At 70.4% G+C, this 19,820-nt stretch carries 19 protein-coding genes; 8 read left to right on the forward strand and 11 right to left on the reverse strand.

The features are described from left to right. The first annotated feature begins 40 nt into the window (after positions 1-40). The 8 genes from HNR23_RS14720 (at position 41) to HNR23_RS14755 (ending at position 6,946) form a co-directional block, all read left to right on the forward strand. On the forward strand, positions 41-226 hold the full coding sequence (locus HNR23_RS14720) for a hypothetical protein (RefSeq protein ID WP_184076117.1): 186 nt from the start codon (positions 41-43) through the stop codon (positions 224-226). Between the two features lie 449 nt (positions 227-675). After that, a complete protein-coding gene (locus tag HNR23_RS14725; protein ID WP_184076118.1) occupies positions 676-834 on the forward strand; it encodes a DUF4352 domain-containing protein in 159 nt (52 codons plus the stop codon). 6 nt (positions 835-840) lie between these two features. Next, positions 841-1,203: a hypothetical protein gene (locus tag HNR23_RS14730; protein WP_184076119.1), complete on the forward strand. Its 363-nt coding sequence runs from the start codon at positions 841-843 to the stop codon at positions 1,201-1,203. Beyond that, positions 1,200-2,342, forward strand: a complete 1,143-nt coding sequence (locus HNR23_RS14735; protein ID WP_184076120.1) for a methyltransferase domain-containing protein — start codon at positions 1,200-1,202, stop codon at positions 2,340-2,342. Before HNR23_RS14730 ends, HNR23_RS14735 begins: the two co-directional genes overlap by 4 nt. A gap of 160 nt (positions 2,343-2,502) precedes the next feature. Further along, positions 2,503-3,069, forward strand: coding sequence for a hypothetical protein (locus tag HNR23_RS14740; protein ID WP_184076121.1), 567 nt, complete (start codon positions 2,503-2,505; stop codon positions 3,067-3,069). Positions 3,070-3,683: 614 nt separating this feature from the next. Beyond that, the gene (locus HNR23_RS14745) at positions 3,684-4,016 is read left to right on the forward strand and encodes a hypothetical protein (protein ID WP_184076122.1); all 333 of its coding nucleotides are present in this window, start codon (positions 3,684-3,686) and stop codon (positions 4,014-4,016) included. 809 nt (positions 4,017-4,825) lie between these two features. After that, positions 4,826-6,448 (forward strand): BCCT family transporter, encoded by a 1,623-nt coding sequence (locus HNR23_RS14750; protein WP_394353778.1) that lies wholly within the window; start codon positions 4,826-4,828, stop codon positions 6,446-6,448. Positions 6,449-6,478: 30 nt separating this feature from the next. Further along, positions 6,479-6,946, forward strand: coding sequence for an Hsp20/alpha crystallin family protein (locus HNR23_RS14755; protein ID WP_184076123.1), 468 nt, complete (start codon positions 6,479-6,481; stop codon positions 6,944-6,946). Between the two features lie 101 nt (positions 6,947-7,047). Here HNR23_RS14755 and HNR23_RS14760 read toward each other — a convergent pair whose 3' ends face one another. The 11 genes from HNR23_RS14760 to rimP form a co-directional block, all read right to left on the reverse strand. Continuing rightward, positions 7,048-8,382, reverse strand: a complete 1,335-nt coding sequence (locus HNR23_RS14760; RefSeq protein WP_184076124.1) for a M16 family metallopeptidase — start codon at positions 8,380-8,382, stop codon at positions 7,048-7,050. 122 nt (positions 8,383-8,504) lie between these two features. After that, entirely contained in the window at positions 8,505-10,814 is a 2,310-nt protein-coding gene (locus HNR23_RS14765; RefSeq protein ID WP_184076125.1) for a polyribonucleotide nucleotidyltransferase, read from the reverse strand. 402 nt (positions 10,815-11,216) lie between these two features. After that, the gene (gene rpsO / locus HNR23_RS14770; protein ID WP_184076126.1) at positions 11,217-11,486 is read right to left on the reverse strand and encodes a 30S ribosomal protein S15; all 270 of its coding nucleotides are present in this window, start codon (positions 11,484-11,486) and stop codon (positions 11,217-11,219) included. A 231-nt stretch (positions 11,487-11,717) separates the two neighbouring features. Continuing rightward, on the reverse strand, positions 11,718-12,689 hold the full coding sequence (locus HNR23_RS14775; protein WP_184076127.1) for a bifunctional riboflavin kinase/FAD synthetase: 972 nt from the start codon (positions 12,687-12,689) through the stop codon (positions 11,718-11,720). Positions 12,690-12,881: 192 nt separating this feature from the next. Then, a complete protein-coding gene (gene truB, locus HNR23_RS14780; protein ID WP_184076128.1) occupies positions 12,882-13,775 on the reverse strand; it encodes a tRNA pseudouridine(55) synthase TruB in 894 nt (297 codons plus the stop codon). Positions 13,776-13,866: 91 nt separating this feature from the next. Then, a complete protein-coding gene (gene rbfA / locus HNR23_RS14785; protein WP_184076129.1) occupies positions 13,867-14,301 on the reverse strand; it encodes a 30S ribosome-binding factor RbfA in 435 nt (144 codons plus the stop codon). Beyond that, positions 14,294-14,602 carry a DUF503 domain-containing protein gene (locus tag HNR23_RS14790; RefSeq protein ID WP_184076130.1) on the reverse strand — a complete coding sequence of 103 codons (309 nt, stop codon included), beginning with the start codon at positions 14,600-14,602 and terminating at the stop codon, positions 14,294-14,296. Before HNR23_RS14790 ends, rbfA begins: the two co-directional genes overlap by 8 nt. 170 nt (positions 14,603-14,772) lie before the next feature. Continuing rightward, positions 14,773-17,724, reverse strand: a complete 2,952-nt coding sequence (gene infB / locus HNR23_RS14795; protein ID WP_184076131.1) for a translation initiation factor IF-2 — start codon at positions 17,722-17,724, stop codon at positions 14,773-14,775. A 228-nt stretch (positions 17,725-17,952) separates the two neighbouring features. Next, on the reverse strand, positions 17,953-18,258 hold the full coding sequence (locus HNR23_RS14800) for a DUF448 domain-containing protein (RefSeq protein ID WP_184076132.1): 306 nt from the start codon (positions 18,256-18,258) through the stop codon (positions 17,953-17,955). Next, positions 18,242-19,294, reverse strand: a complete 1,053-nt coding sequence (gene nusA, locus HNR23_RS14805) for a transcription termination factor NusA (RefSeq protein ID WP_184080345.1) — start codon at positions 19,292-19,294, stop codon at positions 18,242-18,244. The genes HNR23_RS14800 and nusA overlap by 17 nt, the downstream gene beginning before the upstream one ends. 24 nt (positions 19,295-19,318) lie before the next feature. Continuing rightward, a complete protein-coding gene (rimP, locus tag HNR23_RS14810; protein ID WP_184076133.1) occupies positions 19,319-19,801 on the reverse strand; it encodes a ribosome maturation factor RimP in 483 nt (160 codons plus the stop codon). Positions 19,802-19,820: the final 19 nt, after the last annotated feature.

Genomic DNA, 19,820 nt, shown 5'->3' on the forward strand with positions numbered 1-19,820 from the left:
GCATGGCACGGCGTGCGGCCGACGACGGACAGCGCCGGCCGTGATCGGCACCAGCGGCACGTGGCCGACCGGGTACGGCGAAGGCACCCGGGTCTGCGCCGTGATCGAGGCCATCGGGACGATCCGTGCCGAGGAACAGGCCGAAACCGCCGGCACCGTCGAGGAGCTTCCGCCGGCCCCCCTGGCACGGCCCCAGATCGAATCGCGCTCGCGGCGCCGCCGCTAGCCGTACCCGTGATCACAGATCCCACATACCCGGCCGTAACTCCGAATGGGTTCATACGGCCACCGCACCGGGCATGGAATGGAGTCACTGACGGCACATCCGCACATCCCCCACCGCCCTCAACCGCCGCAGCCCCGGCGGACCGCCCCGTGGCTGGTCGGCTGCCTCGGATGCGGCGGCGCTGCCGCCCTGGTCATGATCCTCGGCGTCGGATGCATCGCCGTGGTCGGAGGCGCGGGAACCGAACCCTCCGAGAAGGACAAGCCCGCCGCAGCCGCCAGGGGCGGCAGGGCCGACGCCGGGGCCGCGAAGGATGACGTCCTGAAGGGCGGCGGCACGGGAACGGTCGACGACTGGAAGGTCACCGTCACCGGGATCGAGACCACTTCCGCCTACGGCGACAGCTTCCTCGAAGAAGAAGCCCAGGGCGCGTCCGAGGTCGCGGGGCTGTGGAGGTGGAGAACGTCGGCGACAAGGCCACCTACCTCGGCTCCAGCACGCCGAAGCCGCAGGACGCCCACGGCAAGCAGCACTCCTCCAAGACCACCGCAGGAGAGAACGATCTGTTCCTGGAGCAGATCACCCCAGGAAGCTCCGTGTCGGGATAGGCCGTGGTGGACACGCCGGAGGACGCGAAGATCACCAAAGTCATCGTGGACGACGTCTGGTCGTTCTCCGACTCGCCCACCTTCACCGTCAAGGAGAAGATCCGCCCCGGACGCCCGGTCCACGCGAGTGGCCCGGCACTGCACGGTGCCGGGCCACTCGCATGGCCGAATCCGGCCGCACCGGTGACGCGCAGCGATCACCGGGTTACGGTCATCCTGGATCGATCTCCAGTTTCGGGAGGACGCATGGGCAGCCACGGTAAACCCGACAGTGAAGACACCGGCAAAGGCTCCCCCTCGGAACACGACGGCCAAAGGGGACCGACACATGGCGGCGGCGGGCAAAAGACCGGCGGCGACAAGAAATGAGCCTCGTCGGCCTCTTGGACCTCAATTGTGCGATCCCCCGCGGCGGGTGGCGCGACGCCCTGACCCGCGTCCCACGCCGCCTCTTCATCCCCGATACCATCTGGCTCCCCGACCCTGACGGCCTCCTCGTCGCCGTACACCGCGATGACGAGGCCTGGGAGAAGCGCGCGGCATCCGACGTCGCCATCGCCACGCAGGTCGACGACGGCGCCCCGGCCGCGCGCCATGGGCGAGGCCGGACCGCCACCTCCTCGGCCTCCCAGCCATCGCTCGTACTGCGCATGCTCGATGCCCTGGACGTAGGGGACGGCGACCGGGTGTTGGAGATCGGCACCGGCAGCGGATGGAACGCCGGGCTGCTCGCAGCCCGGCTCGGCGAGGACCGCATCACTAGCATCGAAGTCGATCCCGAGGTCGCCGACCAGGCCCGCCGCAACCTAGAGAAGGTGGGGCTGAGCCCTCACTTGATCGTCGGCGACGGGGCCGAGGGCGCACCCGATCGCGCTCCGTTCGACCGCATCATCGCCACCGCCGCCGTAAACCGCGTCCCACCGGCATGGACTACCCAGACCCGGCCGGGCGGGACCATCCTCACCCCATGGGGCACCCCGTACGCCTCCACCGGACTGCTGCGACTCCAGGTCGGCGACGATGGCACCGCCCACGGGCAGGTGCTGGGCCGGGCCGGGTTCATGTGGGTGCGCGAGCAGCGAGGCCCGATGGGCGCGTGGGGCAAGTACGTCGACACGAGCCTGCCCGTGGACACCGCGAAGACCTCCGTGCCGATCAGTGACCTGCTGGACTTCGGCGCGCCGGCCCGCTTCGCCGTCGGACTCCTGGTGCCACAGATCTACCAAGTTGACTGCCACGCCGAGGACGACTCCGGCGAGTACACGCTGTGGCTGTTCGACGCCCAGGGCTCATGGGCGTCAGTCGACTACCAGCCCGGCGCCTCTGACTATCCGGTGGAACAGGCAGGCCCCCGTCGTCTGTGGGATGAGATCCAGGCCGCTTACCAATGGTGGGTAGCCACAGACCGTCCCGGCCGGGAGCGCTTCGGCCTGACCGTCACCGTCGACAGCCAGCAGGTATGGCTCGACAGCCCCGACCGGCCGCTCACACCGGTGCTGCAAAGCTAATCCGGTACTACCCGTGCCCTAGAAACGGCTCCGCTCAACTCTGGGAGTGCGATCTTCCAGAACGAGCGGAGCCGACCATGGGCCCGTCTACCCCCGACAGCATCGGTGCGCGCGTCGCCCGCGTTTCCAACCTCTCAGGGCAGCACACCTAGCCCAGCGCATGAACCACTCCCGATCCCTCATCGCATTGGTGGAGAAGGGGCACCGGATCGCCACATCCGCGTTCATCGCCGCCGCGAGTTCCGCGCTGATTATCGACCCCGCCGAAACGTCCGGGCAGCCCTACCGCGGCGACCCCGCGACCGCTGACAAGGTCCACGCCACCATTCCCGACCTCCGCCCCGCTCTCGCGTGCACCGACCTCCCTCCGGGCCTCGACGGCCCGCCCCGCGCCCTCCACGAGTTGGCCGCCGAAATCGAGCGGTTGCGCCGCTACTCCCTCAACGCCAAGTACCTTCGAGTGGGCACCCGCATCAGCGCGGTGCTGACCGAGCTGGCCGCCCACGTCCACGACACCGGCTCTCCGCGGGCATGGCGGCTGATCGACAGCGCCCAGGCCCTCGCCGTCGCCCTCGCGCGCCGGCTCGGCTACAACGACCTCGCGGCCGGGGCGATCCGGGATGCCGCTGATGCTGCCGAGAACTCCGACGACCCCCGCCTTCCCCGGCTCGCGAAACTGTCCCGGGCGCTGCTGATGATGACGATCGGGGCGTGGACGTCGGGCTGAAAGTCGTCCGGCAGGCCAGGGAAGGCATGGACCTCCAGTCTCCCCAGCCTTACGCCGTCCACGGGGCGCTACAGCTGCGCTCGGCGGTGCTGCCGGCGCGGCGCCCACTCCGGGGTCACCACCGCCTCGGACTCCTGGGAGCACCACGAGCGTGCGGTGGAGGCAGTGCAGAGGCTGCTCGCACACACCCCGGACCTCTACGCGCTGCAATTCAACCCGGCGAACGTGAGGCTGCACGGTGCCGCGGTCGCCGTCGAGCTGTGCGACTACGACGAGGCGATCCGCCGCGACACCGAGATCACCGGCACCTGCGGGTTGCTGGAGGCGCTGCCCGTGGAGCGGCGCGCCCACCGCGCGATCGACATGGCGAGGGTGCATGTCGAGATAGGGCAGCCCCGGCGCGCTCTGGAACGGGTGCTGGAGGCCGGGCGGATCGCATCGCAGATGGCGCGCCACCACCCCGGCGCGCGCGGTGATCGCCCATCTGGTGGACCTGCGCAGAAAGTTCCCGGAGCCGCTGCGCGGTGTCCAGTCGCGCATGGGCTTCTCGTCAATCCCCCCTTGGTGTTTCGACCTGAAAGATCGGGGGTGCTCGGCAGGCGCAGCGTAGGGGCATGGACGCATCCCCCGAACTCAGCAGCGGCGGCGAGCTGGCGGCGCTGCGCCATGACTTCCCCCGCTGGCGCATCTACCGGTCCCGGAACCCGGATGGCTCCCCGGCCGCATGGGTAGCCAGCAACATCACCCCCGGCCACCGCGTCGCGCCCATCCTGTGCGCCGGCACACCGGCCGGGTTGCGGGCCCAGGCGAACGCACGTCAGGTACCACAGCGGACCTGGGGGTGGGTGGGCCCGCCTGTAGACAGCGACCACAGCAGCGGGCGGTGGGGATGCCTCCGAATGGGGGAACTCATCTCCCTTCCTCTCTCACTCGAAGAGGGACGTTGAGCTTCCTCTGTGTCGGACGCGTGCCCATGTCCCGTCTCGTGGTGCGCGTCGTCCACAGAGGGCATGTCGGGACGCCTGTTGCCATGGGCCGTGCGTCGGGCTTCTCATCCGGCGGTCGCAGGTTCGGATCCCGCCGGGTGCGCTCTCTCGCGCAAGGCTGTCGGTGCCCCCGATCCGCCGTGCGGGTCGGGGGCGTTGGTGTGGGCGGTGTGGCGTGGGGCGGCCGGTTGTGGCCAGCCGGGGGCGGTGGCGGCAGGGAGGGCGTAGGGGTTCGCCGCGCATGGGGTGGAGCCGGGGGCGACCGCGAACCCCCCGACCTTGCGCGCCATCCCACCGGGTGAGGGCGGGGCCGAACAGGGCCGATGCGCGCCGCCGACGGCCGAGCGACGTTCCGCCCGGATACTGACGAAGGGCGACAAGGCATGCACATCTGGTTCGCAATGCAGGAGCCAACAACAAATGTGCCTACAGCCGGATTAATTTACGATAACCAACCACTGACGATAAGTGTGTTCCGGGTCGCCCGGTATTAGGATCTCCTTGCGAAGGCAGACTGCGAATAGCGGAAACGAATTCGTTATCCGGCACGTACGGTGCGCTGGGCCGAGGGCGGCCGATCCGGCCGGACGAGGAGCGGCGCGATGGGTGTAGGCGGCTCCGATCGCTCAGCATCGGCGCAGGGCACCAGGTGACCGGCACACGAGGTAGGAGTCGTCATCTCTCGCTTAAAGACATACATCCAGGAGCACACGAACCCGCCGGTCTTCTTCATCTCCGGTGCCGTCGTCCTGATCTTCCTCATCGTCGGCGTGGCGTTTCCGGAGCAGTTCGGTGAAGCCGCATCGAACACCCGTAATTGGATCGGGGTGAACTTCGGCTGGTTCTACGTCATCGCCACCACGTTCTTCTTGATCCTCGCCGTGGTGCTGATGCTCAGCCGCTACGGCAACATCCGGCTGGGCCCCGACTCCTCCAGGCCGGAGTTCAGCACCCTCGCCTGGTTCGCCATGCTGTTCACCGCCGGTATGGGCATCGGCCTGGTGTTCTGGGGTGTGGCCGAACCCGCCTTCCACGCGGCGAGCGACTACGTCGCCGAGGCCACCGGCGACCCGGCGACCGGGGCGATGCAGTTCACCCTGTTCCACTGGGGTTTCCACCCGTGGGCCGTCTACATCGTCCTCGGCCTGTCCCTCGGCTACTTCTGCTTCCGCAAGGGCCTGCCCATGCGGCCGGCCTCGGCCCTCTACCCGCTGATCGGCAACCGGATCTACGGCTGGATCGGCAACCTGATCGACATCCTGGCCGTCTTCGGCACGCTGTTCGGCCTGGCGACCTCGCTGGGCCTGGGCACCATGCAGGTCAACACCGGGCTCTCCCAGGAGTTCGGAATCCCCGTCAACCCCTTCGTGCAGTCCCTGATCATCCTGCTGATCACCGCCGTCGCCGTGGTCAGTGTGGTCGCCGGGATCGACAAGGGCATCCGGCGGCTCTCGGTCATCAACCTGTGGCTCGCGGCGGCACTGCTGCTGACCATGTTCCTGATCGGTCCGAAGCTGTGGATGCTCAGCATGATGTACACCGGGGCCGGGGAGTACCTGCAGAACCTGGTCCAGATGAGCCTGAACTTCTCGGTCTCGACCCCCGCCGGGGAGAACCCGGCGGAGACCTTCGCCACCTCCTGGACCATCTTCTACTGGGGCTGGTGGATCTCCTGGTCGCCGTTCGTCGGCATGTTCCTCGCCCGGATCTCCTACGGCCGCACCATCCGGCAGTTCATCGTCGGCACGCTGTTCGCCCCCGTCGGAGTGAGCGTCGTCTGGTTCGGTGTCTTCGGCGGCACCGGCATCTACTACGACATGTTCCGGTTCGGTGAGGGCGACAAGATCAGCGACGTCGCCAACGAGGCCGAGGCGACGTTCCACCTGATCGACGCCCTACCGCTGCCGGGTGTCTTCCTCTCCCTGCTGGCACTGCTGACCATGGCCGTCGTGGTGGTCTTCTTCATCACCTCGTCGGACTCCGGCTCGCTGGTCGTGGACATGCTGACCAACGGCGGCGACCCGCACCCGGTCCGCCTCCAGCGGATCTTCTGGGCCACGATGGAGGGTGTCATCACCATCGTGCTGCTGGTCATCGGCGGCAGCGCGGCCCTTCTGGCACTACAGGCGGCATCGGTGTCCACGGGTCTGCCATTCGCGATCGTGCTCGTGGTGATCGGCTTCAGCCTGATCAAGGCGCTGCGCTCCGAAGACCCGACCTCGATGCTTCCGGAGGGCTTCAAGCCGAGGGTCGCTCCCCCCGGCCCGGGAACCGAGGGGGCCGAGGCCGAGCGGGTGCCCGTCACCGGCCCCGGCGACCGCGAACACGAACGGGCGGTCGGCGACGGTTCCACGGCCGGCCGGGCGGCCGGTGAGGAGTCCAGCGGTGACTAGCCACCGACGAGCAGTGAAGGGAGGAATACGATGACGCCGGAGAAGAAGAAGCACGGCAACCCGTTCCGCGGGGTGCTCGACATGATGAGCGAGATGAACCGCATGTCCGAGACCATGACCAGTCCGGAGGGCGGGGGTGTGCAGCCGCGCGGCTACCACGACGCGTGGAGCCCCGCCACCGACATCTTCGCGCGCGGATCGGACCTGTACGTCCGCTGCGAGCTGCCGGGCGTGCACCTGGAGGACGTCGAGGTGTCGTTCTCGCACGGCTACCTGACCATCGCCGGTGAGCGCCGGCGGGACGACGCCGACGTCGTCTACTACGCGTCGGAGCGCCACCTCGGTGCCTTCCGCCGCGAGATCACCCTGCCCGAGGGGGTCAAGGAGGCCGACATCTCGGCCCAGTTCGACGACGGCCTGCTGGAGGTCAAGATCGCCGACGCCGCCGACGCCGAGGGGCCGCGGCAGATCTCCGTGCGGAGCCGCAAGCGCCGCTAGGGAGACCCTCAGACCCGCGGCCACGCGCGAGGGCCCGGACGGATCCGTTCCGTCCGGGCCCTCGCTCACCGCCGGTGGCCATCACACCGGCACGGCCCCTGTCAGAAGACGCGGCCGGTCTCGTACGGGCCGATCACCGCGAGCGCCTGCGGGCGGTTGAGCAGGTCCGCGGCCACGGCCGCGACCTCCTCCAGGGTGACGGCGTCGAACGTCGCCAGGTCGTCGTCGATCGAGCGGTGCCGCCGGTGGCCGAGTTCGTGCGCGGTCAGCCGCGCCATCCGGGCCTCGCTGCCCTCGCCGGCCAGCACCAGCGACCCCTCCAGCTGCCCCTTGGCCCGGGCCAGCTCCTCCTCGGTGATCCCGGCGGCCGCGACCTTCGCCAGCTCCTCACGGCACACCCCCAGCACCTCGTCGATCTTGTCCGGCAGGCAGCCCGCGCCCACCTGGAACAGCCCGGTGTCGGCGTAGAAGCTCGGGTAGGAGTACACGGCGTAGGCCAAGCCCCGCTTCTCCCGCACCTCCTGGAAGAGCCGCGAGGACATGCCACCGCCCAGCGCCGCACTGAGGACCCGCAGGGCGTGACGCCGCTCATCGGTGCGGGTGATCCCCTCGCAGCCGAGGATCAGGTGGGCCTGCTCGGTGTCCCGCGGCAGCAGCGCCGTGCCCGGCGTGACGGCCACCGCAGCCCCTCCGATACGCGGCCCCGCCGCGGCAGCGTCTCCGGCCACCGCCAGACGCTCGGAGAACGCGTCGCGGACGGCGGCGACGACCCCGTCATGGTCGAGATTGCCCGCCGCCGCCACGATCAGCTCGGCCGGCCGGTAAGCGTCCCGGTACTGCTCCAGGATGCGCTCCCGGGGCAGCCGCCCGATCGTGTCGTTGGTGCCGAGGATGGGCCGGCCCAGCGGCGATCCGGCGAACACGTGCGCGGCGAAGACGTCGTCGACCAGGTCGGCGGGCTCGTCCTCGTACATCGCGATCTCTTCGAGGATCACCCCCCGCTCGGTCTCCACCTCCCCGGGGTCGAGCACCGAGTTGGCCACCATGTCGCAGACCACGTCGATGGCCAGCGGCAGGTCCCGGTCCAGCACTTTGGCGTGGAAGGTCGTCTGCTCTTTGGTGGTGTAGGCGTTGTGGTCGGCGCCGACGCCGTCCAGCAGCGCCGAGATCCGCATCGCGTCGCGCCGCTCGGTGCCCTTGAACAGCAGGTGCTCCAGGAAGTGCGCGGAACCGGCGTGCGCGTCGTCCTCGTCGCGGGACCCGGTCGTCGCCGTGATCCCGAAGGCGGCCGACCGCACACCGGGCATCGCCTCGGTGAGGACACGCAGCCCGCCGGGCAGCACGGTGCGCCGCACCAGGCCCGAGCCCTCACCCGGCTCCCGCAGGGTGACGGTGCTGCCGGGTTCCTGCTCGGCTGCGGTGGGGAGTGAGCTCATGCTTTCCTTCTTCACCTCGTGGCTCGCGGTGGATCGGTCGGGAGGGATGGGGTGGGAGGGGCGAACGCGACGGGGCGGCCGCACCGTGTGGTGGGCCGCCCCGGTCATGCTCTCGTCACGGATCAGGTGTTCTCGCTGCGGGCGCCGCGGGTGCGGCGGCGACGGCGCGGAGCCGCGCCCTCTCCCTCGGCGTCGCCCGACTCCGGCTCGGTGTCCTTGGCCTGCGGGGCCTCGCCGCCGTCGGCAGCGGCGGCCTCGGCCTCGACGACCTCCACCGGGATCAGCGACAGCTTGCCGCGGTCGTCGATCTCGCGGATCTCGACCTGGACCTTCTCGCCGATGGCGATGACATCGTCGAGGTTCTCGATCCGCTTGCCGCCGTGCAGCTTGCGGATCTGCGAGATGTGCAGCAGGCCGTCCTTGCCCGGGAGCAGGGACACGAACGCGCCGAACGCGGTGGTCTTGACGACCGTACCGAGGTAGCGGTCGCCGACCTCCGGCATCGTCGGGTTGGCGATGCTGTTGACCGTGTCGCGCGCGGCCTCGGCCGACGGGCCGTCGACGGCGCCGATGTAGATGGTGCCGTCGTCCTCGATCGTGATGTCGGCGCCGGTGTCCTCCTGGATCGAGTTGATCATCTTGCCCTTGGGGCCGATGACCTCGCCGATCTTGTCCACGGGGATCTTCACGGTGAGGATGCGCGGGGCGTGCGGGCTCATCTCGGCCGGGCGGTTGATGGCCTCCTGCATGACGTCCAGGATGGCCAGCCGCGCGCCACGCGCCTGCTGCAGCGCCTTGGCCAGCTGCTCGGCGGGGATGCCGTCGAGCTTGGTGTCGAGCTGCAGGGCGGTGATGAGGTCACGGGTGCCGGCGACCTTGAAGTCCATGTCGCCGAACGCGTCCTCGGCACCGAGGATGTCGGTCAGCGTGACGAACTCGCCGTCCTGGCTGATGAGGCCCATGGCGATGCCGGACACCATCTCCTTGAGCGGAACGCCCGACGCCATGAGCGACATCGTGGAGGCGCAGACCGAGCCCATGGAGGTGGATCCGTTGGAGCCCAGGGCCTCCGACACCTGCCGGATGGCGTACGGGAACTCCTCGCGGGACGGCAGGACGGGCAGCAGCGCCCGCTCGGCCAGCGCGCCGTGGCCGATCTCGCGGCGCTTGGGCGAGCCCACGCGGCCGGTCTCACCGGTGGAGTACGGCGGGAAGTTGTAGTTGTGCATGTAGCGCTTGGTCCGCTCGGGGTTGAGCGTGTCGACCATCTGCTCCATGCGCAGCATGTTCAGCGTGGTGACACCCAGGATCTGGGTCTCGCCGCGCTCGAACAGCGCCGAGCCGTGCACCCGCGGGACCACGCCGACGTCCGCGCTGAGCGGGCGGATGTCCTTGGGGCCGCGGCCGTCGATGCGGACACCGTCGCGCAGCACGCGCTCACGCATGAGCTGCTTGGTCAGCGAGCGGAAGGCCGCGCTGACCTCCTTCTCACGCCCCTCGAAGTCCTCGGCGAGCTTCTCCCCGGCCAGCGCCTTGACGCGGTCGAGCTCGTTCTCGCGCTCCTGCTTCTCGGCGATGGTCAGCGCCTGGGCGAGCTGCTCGCGCACCGCGCTGTCGACGGCGGCGTAGACGTCGTCCTCGTAGTCGACGAAGATCGGGAACTCGCCGGCGGCCTCGACCGCCGGGACCTGGTCGGCCAGCGCCTGCTGGGCCCGGCACAGGACCTTGATGAACGGCTTGGCGGCCTCCAGGCCCTCGGCGACCGTCTGCTCGTTGGGGCCGACCGCGCCCTCGGCGACGAGCTTCAGCGTGCGCACCGTGGACTCGGCCTCGACCATCATGATGGCGACGTCGCCGTCCTCCAGGACGCGGCCGGCCACCACCATGTCGAAGGTGGCGTTCTCCAGCTCGGTGTGGGTCGGGAACGCGACCCACTGGCCCTCGATCAGCGCCACCCGGACGCCACCGATCGGCCCGGAGAAGGGCAGCCCGGCCAGCTGGGTGGACATCGACGCGGCGTTGATCGCGACGACGTCGTAGAGGTGATCGGGGTGGAGCGCCATGATCGTCTCGACGATCTGGATCTCGTTGCGCAGGCCGCCGGTGAACGACGGGCGCAGCGGCCGGTCGATCAGGCGGCAGGTGAGGATGGCGTCCTCGGACGGACGGCCCTCACGCCGGAAGAACGAGCCGGGGATGCGGCCCGCGGCGTACATGCGCTCCTCGACGTCCACCGTCAGCGGGAAGAAGTCGAGGTTCTCCTTGGGCCGCTTCGAGGCCGTGGTGGCCGACAGGACCATGGTCTCGTCGTCGAGGTAGGCGGCGGCGGAGCCGGCGGCCTGACGGGCGAGACGGCCCGTCTCGAAGCGGATGGTACGGGTGCCGAAGCGGCCGTTGTCGATGACGGCTTCGGCGGAATACGCGCCCTCCATGGGCGACCTCCTACTACACGGTTGTCAACAATGAGGTCCCGCGTCCGTACCCCGGAGAGTGTGGTGATCGTCGTCGAGCTGACGTCTCAACCGGTCGGCGCTGCGTGCGCGGACGGCCCCTGACGACCGGTCATCGATCGAAGTCCTCGGCACGCCTCCGCTGGGGGGCGGGCCGAAGACCACTACCGAGGACCGGCCTCGACGCGGCAGCCGAGGAGAGGACCGCGGGAACACTGCGTTCTCGATGAAGTTGTCACGTGCGGACGCCCCGGCCGGCGGGACCCGGCGGCTGCGCCGCACGCGGCCGCCACTGCGGACGATACTCCCTGGCCACAGCGGCGGGCGTCACATCACACACTACTAAGAAAGGGAGCGGCCGAGGCCACTCCCTCACGTCACCGCCTAGCGGCGCAAGCCGAGGCGCTCGATGAGCTGGCGGTAGTTGTTGATGTCCTTCTTGGCGATGTACTTGAGAAGGCGGCGACGGCGGCCGACCATCAGCAGCAGGCCGCGGCGGCTGTGGTGGTCGTGCTTGTGCGTCTTCAGGTGCTCGGTGAGCTCGGTGATGCGGTGCGTCAGCAGCGCGACCTGCACCTCCGGCGAACCGGTGTCACCCTCGCCGGTGCCGTACTCGGCGATGATGTTCTGCTTGGTGGCGGCGTCGATCGACACGTCGCTCCCTTTTCATTGTCGTCGGTACGCGGGCATGGGAATGCTCCGCACTTGAGGGCGGAGCGCAGCCGCGGTGACCGCGCGTACGAACAGTCACCGTCATGAGGATCCGGACCCCGATCCGGGGAGACCCCGGGCGGTTCCCGCCGCGGCCGCTTCTGCGCACCGATGGCGCCGGTCACGGCCTGGATCCTCGCGTCTACCCGACGGAGTCTACCGCAAACGGCGAGGTCACCCGACATCCGACGAACCGGGCTCCGCTGCCATGAGCTCGCGGGCCGTGGCGACGTCCCCGCGCATCGCCTCGATCAGCTCGTCGACCGAGTCGAAGCGCAGCTGGCCCCGGATGTGGTGGACGAATTCGATGGCCATGGCCTCGCCGTAGAGGTCGAGGTCGTCCCGGTCCAGGGCGTAGGCCTCGACCGTGCGCGGGCTGCCCTCGAAGGTGGGGTTGGTACCCACGGAGATCGCGGCCGGCCAGCACGACTCGGCGTGCTCCCCCGGAGCGGTCCGCAGCAGCCACCCGGCATAGACCCCGTCGGCCGGGATCGCGGTGTGCTCGGGGCAGTCCAGGTTGGCCGTGGGGAAGCCGAGCAGCTCGCGCCCGCGCGCCGCGCCGTGCACGATCACGCCCTCGACCCGGTGCGGCCGCCCCAGCTCGGCCCGTGCCCCGGCCACGTCGCCGGCGGCCAGGCAGCGGCGGATCAGCGTCGAGGTGATGGTGTCGGCGTCGGCCACCAGCCGCACGCCCTCGGTACTGAAGTCGTACTTCTCACCGAGCGTCTGCAGCACGGCCACGTCGCCGGCGGCCCTGTGGCCGAACCGGAAGTTCTCCCCGACGACCACGGCCGCGGTGTGCAGCCGGTCCACCAGGGCGTGCTGGACGAACTCCTCGGCCGACAGCCGGGACAGCTCCACGGTGAAGGGCAGCACGCACACCGCGTCGGCCCCGTGCTCGGCCAGCAGCTCGGCCTTGCGGTCGGCCGAGGTGAGGACGGCCGGGTGCGGCACCCCGCGGACGACCGAGTCGGGGTGCGGTTCGAAGGTGACGACCACGACCGGCAGATCCATGCGCCGGGCCTGCTCGACCGCCGTCCGCAGGATGGTCTGGTGACCGCGGTGCACGCCGTCGAAGACCCCGATGGTCACAACGGACCGGCCCCAATCCGGGGGTATCTCCTCCAGTCCGCGCCAGCGCCGCACGTCAAACAGCTCCCCTCAAGAACAGGTGCCCGCCGCGATATCGGCGGAAAGTCCCGGATCAAACGGTACCGCTCCCGCCGCCGCACCGTTCCCCACGCCGCCCCGGCCCTCGCGGCGATCTCGGAGACATCGGGATGGACAGCGCCCGCACGACCCCGGACGGCTCCGAGATCGACAGGACGTGCGCGCGGGTCAGGCTCCGGCCGGCTCGAACACGACGATGGGCTTGCTGTAGCCGCGGGTGTCCTCGGCGAGCGCGACGACGGTGCCGTCCGGCGCGAACAGGCCGATCGGCCCGGGCCCCGACTCGCCCGGGGCGATGCGGTTGCCGTGCGCGACCTTCCGGGTCTCGGCCGCACTGAGGACGCGCACCGGGAACGCCGCCGCCACCGCCTGGGCCAGCGGCAGCGCGCTGAACTCCGCGGCGAGCCCGTCCAGGGTCCGGGCCTGGGACAGGTCGTAGGGGCCGACCCGGGTACGGCGCAGCGCGGTGAGGTGCCCGCCGACTCCCAGCGAGGCGCCCAGGTCGCGGGCGAGCGCGCGGATGTAGGTGCCGCTGGAGCAGGTGACGCGGGCGTCGACGTCGATCAGCGCGCCCTCGGCATCGGGCACCCGCCGGATGTCGCCGAGTGCGAACTCCGACACGGTCACCGTGCGCGCCGCGAGCTCGACGGTCTCCCCCGCGCGGGCCGACTTGTACGCCCGCTTGCCGTTCACCTTGATCGCGCTGACCTGCGGCGGTACCTGCTCGATCGCGCCGGTCAGCGCTGCCGCGGCGGCGCGGATCGGCTCGTCGCCGACACCGGAGGCGTCCACCCGCGCCCCGGGTTCGCCCTCGGCGTCGTCGGTCGTGGTGGCCAGGCCCAACCGGATGGTGGCCTCGTAGACCTTCTCGGTCAGGGCGAGGTGGCCGAGCAGCTTGGTGCCCTTCTCGATCCCCAGGACCAGCACTCCGGTGGCCATCGGGTCGAGTGTCCCGGCGTGGCCGACCTTCCGGGTTCCGGCCAGACGCCGGACCCGCGCGACGACGTCGTGCGACGTCCAGTCGGCGGGCTTGTCGACGATGACGACGCCACTGTCTGCCATGTGAGTCACGGGTTCCTCGTCGTGCGTGGATTCCTCGGGATGGAACGGCGTCGCACCGGGCGCGACGGCACCCGGTGCGACATGAGGTGCGCTACTCCTCGTCGGGCTCGCGCGGCGTCTTGTAGGGGTCGGCGTCACCGGCGGGGGTGGCGTTGGTCGCCGCCCGCGCCACCTCGGCGTCCGACTGCCGGGCCTTGGTCAGCAACTCTTCGATGTGCTGGGCGTTCTGCTGCACCTCGTCCAGCTCGAAGGCGAGGCTGGGGGTGTGCCGCAGCCCGGTCTGGCGACCGACCTCGGACCGGATCACGCCCTTGGCGCTCTCCAGCGCGGCGGCCGTGCCGGCCTTGTCCTCCTCCGCGCCGAACACCGTGTAGTACACCGTGGCGTCGCGCAGGTCGTTGGTGAGTCGTGCGTCGGTGACGGTGACGAAACCCAGACGCGGGTCCTTGATGCGGCGCTCCAGCATCTCCGCCACGATCCGCTGGATCCGGTCGGCGAGCTTGCGCGCCCGTGCGGCGTCAACCATGGTTACTTTCTTCCTCTGAGCTGAAGAGCCGCTGTCTCGCGGAGAGCAGCTCGATCTCTGGGCGTCCCGCGACGAATCGCTCGCAGGAGTCCATGACCTCCGCGCAGTGCGCGGCCGTGGATGCGGCGACGGCGACGCCTATCTCACAACGTCGGTAGAGATGCTGGTCGCCGGTTTCGGCGACCGACACGGAGAACTTCCGCCGCAGCTCGGCCACGATGGGCCGGACCACGGACCGCTTCTCCTTGAGGGAGCGGACGTCGCCGAGGAGGATGTCGAGCGTCAGTGCTCCGACGAACAACCGTCCGCCCCGTGCCGTACGAGCCGAGTTTCGCGATCTCGCTGTCATATGTGGGCCGCCTTGACGGCGCGGCCGAGCCGAGAAGGAGGGGATCCGAACAACGCGACCGACGGACCCGACCCCGGCTCGCGCCGGGGTCGGACCTCGTCGTGTGTCAGTTCACCGCCCGGTCAGTCACGCGGCTTCTCCTGCATCTCGTACGTCTCGACGACGTCGCCGATGCGGAGATCGTTGTAACCGAGGCCGATACCACACTCGAAGCCGTCGCGGACCTCGGTGGCGTCGTCCTTGAACCGTCGCAGCGACTCGACCGTGAGGTTCTCCGAGATGACCACACCCTCGCGGATGAGGCGTGCCTTGGCGTTCCTCCGGATGATGCCGCCGCGGACGATCGAACCGGCGATGTTGCCGATCTTCGGCACCTTGAAGACCTCGCGGATCTCCGCGGAACCGAGCTGGACCTCCTCGTAGACGGGCTTGAGGAGCCCCTTGACGGCCGCTTCGACCTCGTCGATGGCCTGGTAGATGACCGAGTAGTAGCGGATGTCGACGCCCATGCGGTCGGCGAGCTCGCTGTTCTTGCCCTCCGGCCGGACGTTGAACCCGACGATGATGGCGCTCGCGGAAGCGGCCAGGTTGATGTCGTTCTGCGTGATCGCACCGACACCGCGGCCGATGACCCGGATGGCCACCTCGTCGCCGCCGGCGTCGATCTTGAGCAGCGACTCTTCCAGGGCCTCGACCGAACCGGACGTGTCGCCCTTGATGAGCAGGAGCAGCTCGTTGCGCTCCCCCTCCTCCAGGGTCTTCTGCCAGTTGTCGAGGGTGACCCGGCGGCTGGACCGCGCCTGCTGGGCGAAGCGCTCGCGCGCCTCGCGCTGCTGGGCGATCTGCCGCGCCACCCGGTCGTCCTTGACGACCAGGAAGTTGTCACCGGCGCTGGGCACGTTGGTCAGACCGAGCACCTGGACCGGGCGCGACGGCTCGGCGGCCTCGACGTTGCCGCCGTGCTCGTCGAGCATGGCCCGGACGCGACCGTAGGCGTCGCCGCAGACGATCGAGTCACCGACGTTCAGCGTGCCCCGCTGGACCAGCACCGTGGCCATGGAGCCGCGGCCGCGGTCCAGGTAGGCCTCGATCGCCAGACCCTGGGCCTCCATGTCGGGGTTGGCCCGGAGGTCGAGCGCGGCGTCGGAGGTCAGCACGACCGCCTCCAGCAGGGCATCGATGTTCTCGCCCTTGAGGGCGGAGATGTCGACGAACTGCACGTCACCGCCGTACTCCTCGGTGACCACGCCGTACTCGGTGAGCTGGGCGCGGACCTTCTGCGGGTCGGCCCCCTCGACGTCGATCTTGTTGACCGCGACGACGATCGGGACGTCGGCCGCCTTGGCGTGGTCGATGGCCTCCGCCGTCTGCGGCTTCACACCGTCGTCGGCCGCGACCACCAGGATGGCGATGTCGGTGGCCTGCGCACCGCGGGCACGCATGGCGGTGAACGCCTCGTGACCCGGGGTGTCGATGAAGGTGATCTTGCGCTCTTCACCGTCGACCGTGGTCGCGACCTGGTAGGCACCGATGTGCTGGGTGATGCCGCCGGCCTCGCCGCTGACCACGTTGCTGTTCCGGATGGTGTCCAGCAGGCGGGTCTTACCGTGGTCGACGTGGCCCATGACGGTGACCACCGGCGGACGCGGACGCAGATCCTCGTCGGTGCCGCTGTCCTCGCCGAACTCGATGGAGAACGACTCCAGCAGCTCGCGGTCCTCGTCCTCGGGGCTGACGACCTCGACGACGTACTTCAGCTCCTCACCGAGCAGCTGCAGGGTCTCGTCGGGCAGCGACTGGGTCGCGGTGACCATCTCACCCAGGTGCATCATGACCTGGACCAGCGACGCCGGGTTGACGTCGATCTTGTCGCCGAAGTCCGACAGGGACGCGCCGCGGGACAGGCGGATGACCTGGCCGTTGCCGCTCGGGATCTTGACGCCGCCGAAGCTGGGCGCACCGAGCTCGTTGAACTCTTGGCGCCGCTGCTTCTTGGACTTGCGCGCACGGCCCGGACGGCCGCCGGGTCGCCCGAAGGCACCCGCGGTACCGCCGCCGCGGCCACGGCCGCCGCCAGGACGGCCGGCGAAGCCGCCCGGACGCGGGCCGCCGCCACCGCCGCCGAAGCCGCCGGGACGGGCACCGCCACCGGGGCCGCCGCGACCGCCACCGGGACGGCCGCCGCCGCCACCGCCGCTGCGACCCCCACCGGGGCCGCCGCGACCGCCACCGCCGCCGGCCGGGGCCGGACGCGAGGACGGCATGTTCATCGGGCTGGGGCGCGGACCGGGACGCGGAGCGCCGCCCGCGGCACCGCCACCGGGACGCGGGCCACCGGCACCGGCGCCACCGCCGGGACGCGGGGCCTGCGGACGGGGCGCCTGCGGGCGCGGACCGCCGGCACCGGCACCGCCACCGGGACGCGGGCCACCGGCACCGGCGCCACCGCCGGGACGCGGGCCGCCGCCCTGCGGACCACCGGGCCGGGGGCCCGGACGCGGGGACGGCTTGGAACCCATGCCGGTCGCGGTCGACGCGAACGGGTTGTTGCCCGGGCGCGGACCGGCCGGACGCGGGCCGGGACGGGGGCCCTTGCCGGACTCGGGGCGGCCGGAGCGCTCGCCCCGCTCAGGGCGGCCACCGGGCTTCGGAGCGGCGGGCCGCTCCTGCTTGTCGGCCTTGTCGGCCTTGTCAGCCTTGGGGCCCGGACGCGGACCCGGCTTGGGGCCGGGCTTCGGCGCGCCACCGCCGGGAGCACCGGGACGGGAACCCGGCTTGGGACCGGGCTTGGGGGCGGGGCGCGACGGCGCACCGCCATCGGCCGCGGCGGGCTTCGCCGGGGCCGGGGACTCGCCGCGCGGGCGCGGCTTCGGCTCCGCCGGGCGCGGCTTGGCGCCGCCCTTCTTCTCGGCGGTGCCGTTGTTGAACGCTTCCTGAAGACGGCGGACGACGGGGGCCTCTATCGTCGAGGACGCCGACCGTACGAATTCGCCCATTTCGTTGAGCTTGGCCAGCACGGCCTTGCTCTCTACTCCGAACTCCTTCGCGAGCTCATATACCCGGACCTTCGCCACTGCTCTCCTCTATCTCGGTCCGGGACATGGGCTTGTGCCGGACCGTCGCTAGCTTGACGTACTCATCGCTGCGTACTCATCGAGCGCTCATCGCAATCTCGACCCGCTTCCTCGTCGTTACACAACAATGGGTCAGAGCCTGCCGACAGGCATGCCGACATGACTCGACCCGCCACCCGACGGTGAGTACAACCATCGCGGCGACGCGATCATTCCAACCCTATCGGTCTATCGTGCCCCGCTCCAACGCGATTCCTCGGCGAAGAAGGCGGCGACACGCGAGGTGTCCAACCGGCCCGCGGCCCGGAAGGCACGCGGCCAGGCTCTCCTCCGCTCTGCCGACTCCCAGCACCGGGGGTCGGGATGGAGGTAGGCGCCCCGGCCCGGATGGCGGCCCATGGGGTCGGGTATCACCGCGCCGCCATCGGCCACCAGCCGCACCAGGTCGGACTGGGCCGCCCGAGAACGGCAACCCACGCACATCCGTACAGGGTACGACCGATCGTGCTCGCTCAGTCTATCGCGGCGAGGCATCGGCTTGTCCGCTGGGACGGTCGGTTCCGTCGTCCGCGGCACCCTGCGGACCGCCCGCTTCGGCCCCGGAGTCGCCCTCCGCGGGCTCGGCGTCGGAGCGGATGTCGATGCGCCAGCCGGTGAGCCGCGCGGCCAGGCGGGCGTTCTGCCCCTCCTTGCCGATCGCCAGCGACTGCTGGTAGTCGGGGACGGTGACCCGGGCGACCTTGGCCGCCGCGTCGAGCACCTCGACCTGGTTGACGCGCGCCGGGGACAGCGCGTTGCCGACGAACACGGCGGGGTCCTCGGAGTAGTCGACGATGTCGATCTTCTCTCCGTGGAGCTCCGCCATGACGTTGCGCACGCGGCTGCCCAGCGGGCCGATGCAGGCCCCCTTGGCGTTGACGCCCGCCTTGTTGGACTTCACCGCCATCTTGGTGCGGTGCCCGGCCTCCCGGGCGATCGCCGCGATCTCGACGGTGCCGTCGGCGATCTCCGGCACCTCCAGCTCGAACAGCTTGCGCACCAGGTTGGGGTGGGTCCGGGACAGGGTCACCGACGGCCCGCGGTGGCCCTTGCGGACCTGCACGACATAGGCGCGCAGGCGCTCGCCGTGGTCGTAGGACTCTCCGGGGACCTGCTCCTGGGGCGGCAGGATGGCCTCGATCTTGCCGAGGTCGACCAGCACGTTGCGCGGGTCCTTCCCCTGCTGGATCAGGCCCGAGACGATCTCGTTCTCCCGCCCGGCGAACTCACCGAGGGTCAGCTCGTCCTCGGCGTCGCGCAGCCGCTGCAGGATGACCTGCTTGGCGGTGGACGTCGCGATCCGGCCGAACCCGGTGGGGGTGGCGTCGTACTCCCGGACGACGGTGCCGTCCTCATCGGTCTCGGAGGCCCACACCGTGACGTGCCCGGTGGCGCGGTCCAGCTCCACGCGCGCGGGGATCTCCGTGCCCTCCTGGCGGTGGTACGCGATCAGCAGGGCGTCCTCGATCGCCTTGACGACGAGATCCACCGAGATGTCCTTCTCGCGCTCCAAGCTGCGCAGGACACTCATATCGATATCCACGAGGCTCCCCCTCTAGTCCGCCGCGTCAGCGTCGGCGCCGCGGCGGAATTCCACCTGGACCTTGCCGCGCACCAGGTCAGCGTAGCCATAGTGGTGGCTCTGGCCCGAGACGTCCAGGGTGACGCCGGATTCGTCGGCGCCGGTCAGACGGCCCTGGACCTCACCGCCCTCGGCGAGTCGGGCCTGCACCAGGCGGCCGCGAGCGCGGCGCCAGTGCCGGGGCTGAGTGAGCGGCCGGTCCACACCGGGGGAGGTCACTTCGAGCACATAGGGGGCCTTGCCCATGACGTCGGTGGCGTCGAGCGCGGCGGAGATGTCCTGCGTGACGGCCCCGACCGAGTCGAGGTCGACACCGTCGTCGGAGTCGACGACGACCCGCAGCAGGCGCCGTTTGCCCGCCGGAGTCACCTCGACATCCTCCAGATCCAGGCCGGCGTCGGCCAGGACCGGCTCCAGCAGCTCGGCGAGACGGTCGCGGCGAGCCTGCGCCCCCATCTGTGATCCTCCTCGGCGA

The organism is Nocardiopsis mwathae (genome assembly GCF_014201195.1).
In the GTDB taxonomy this organism is placed as follows: domain Bacteria; phylum Actinomycetota; class Actinomycetes; order Streptosporangiales; family Streptosporangiaceae; genus Nocardiopsis_C; species Nocardiopsis_C mwathae.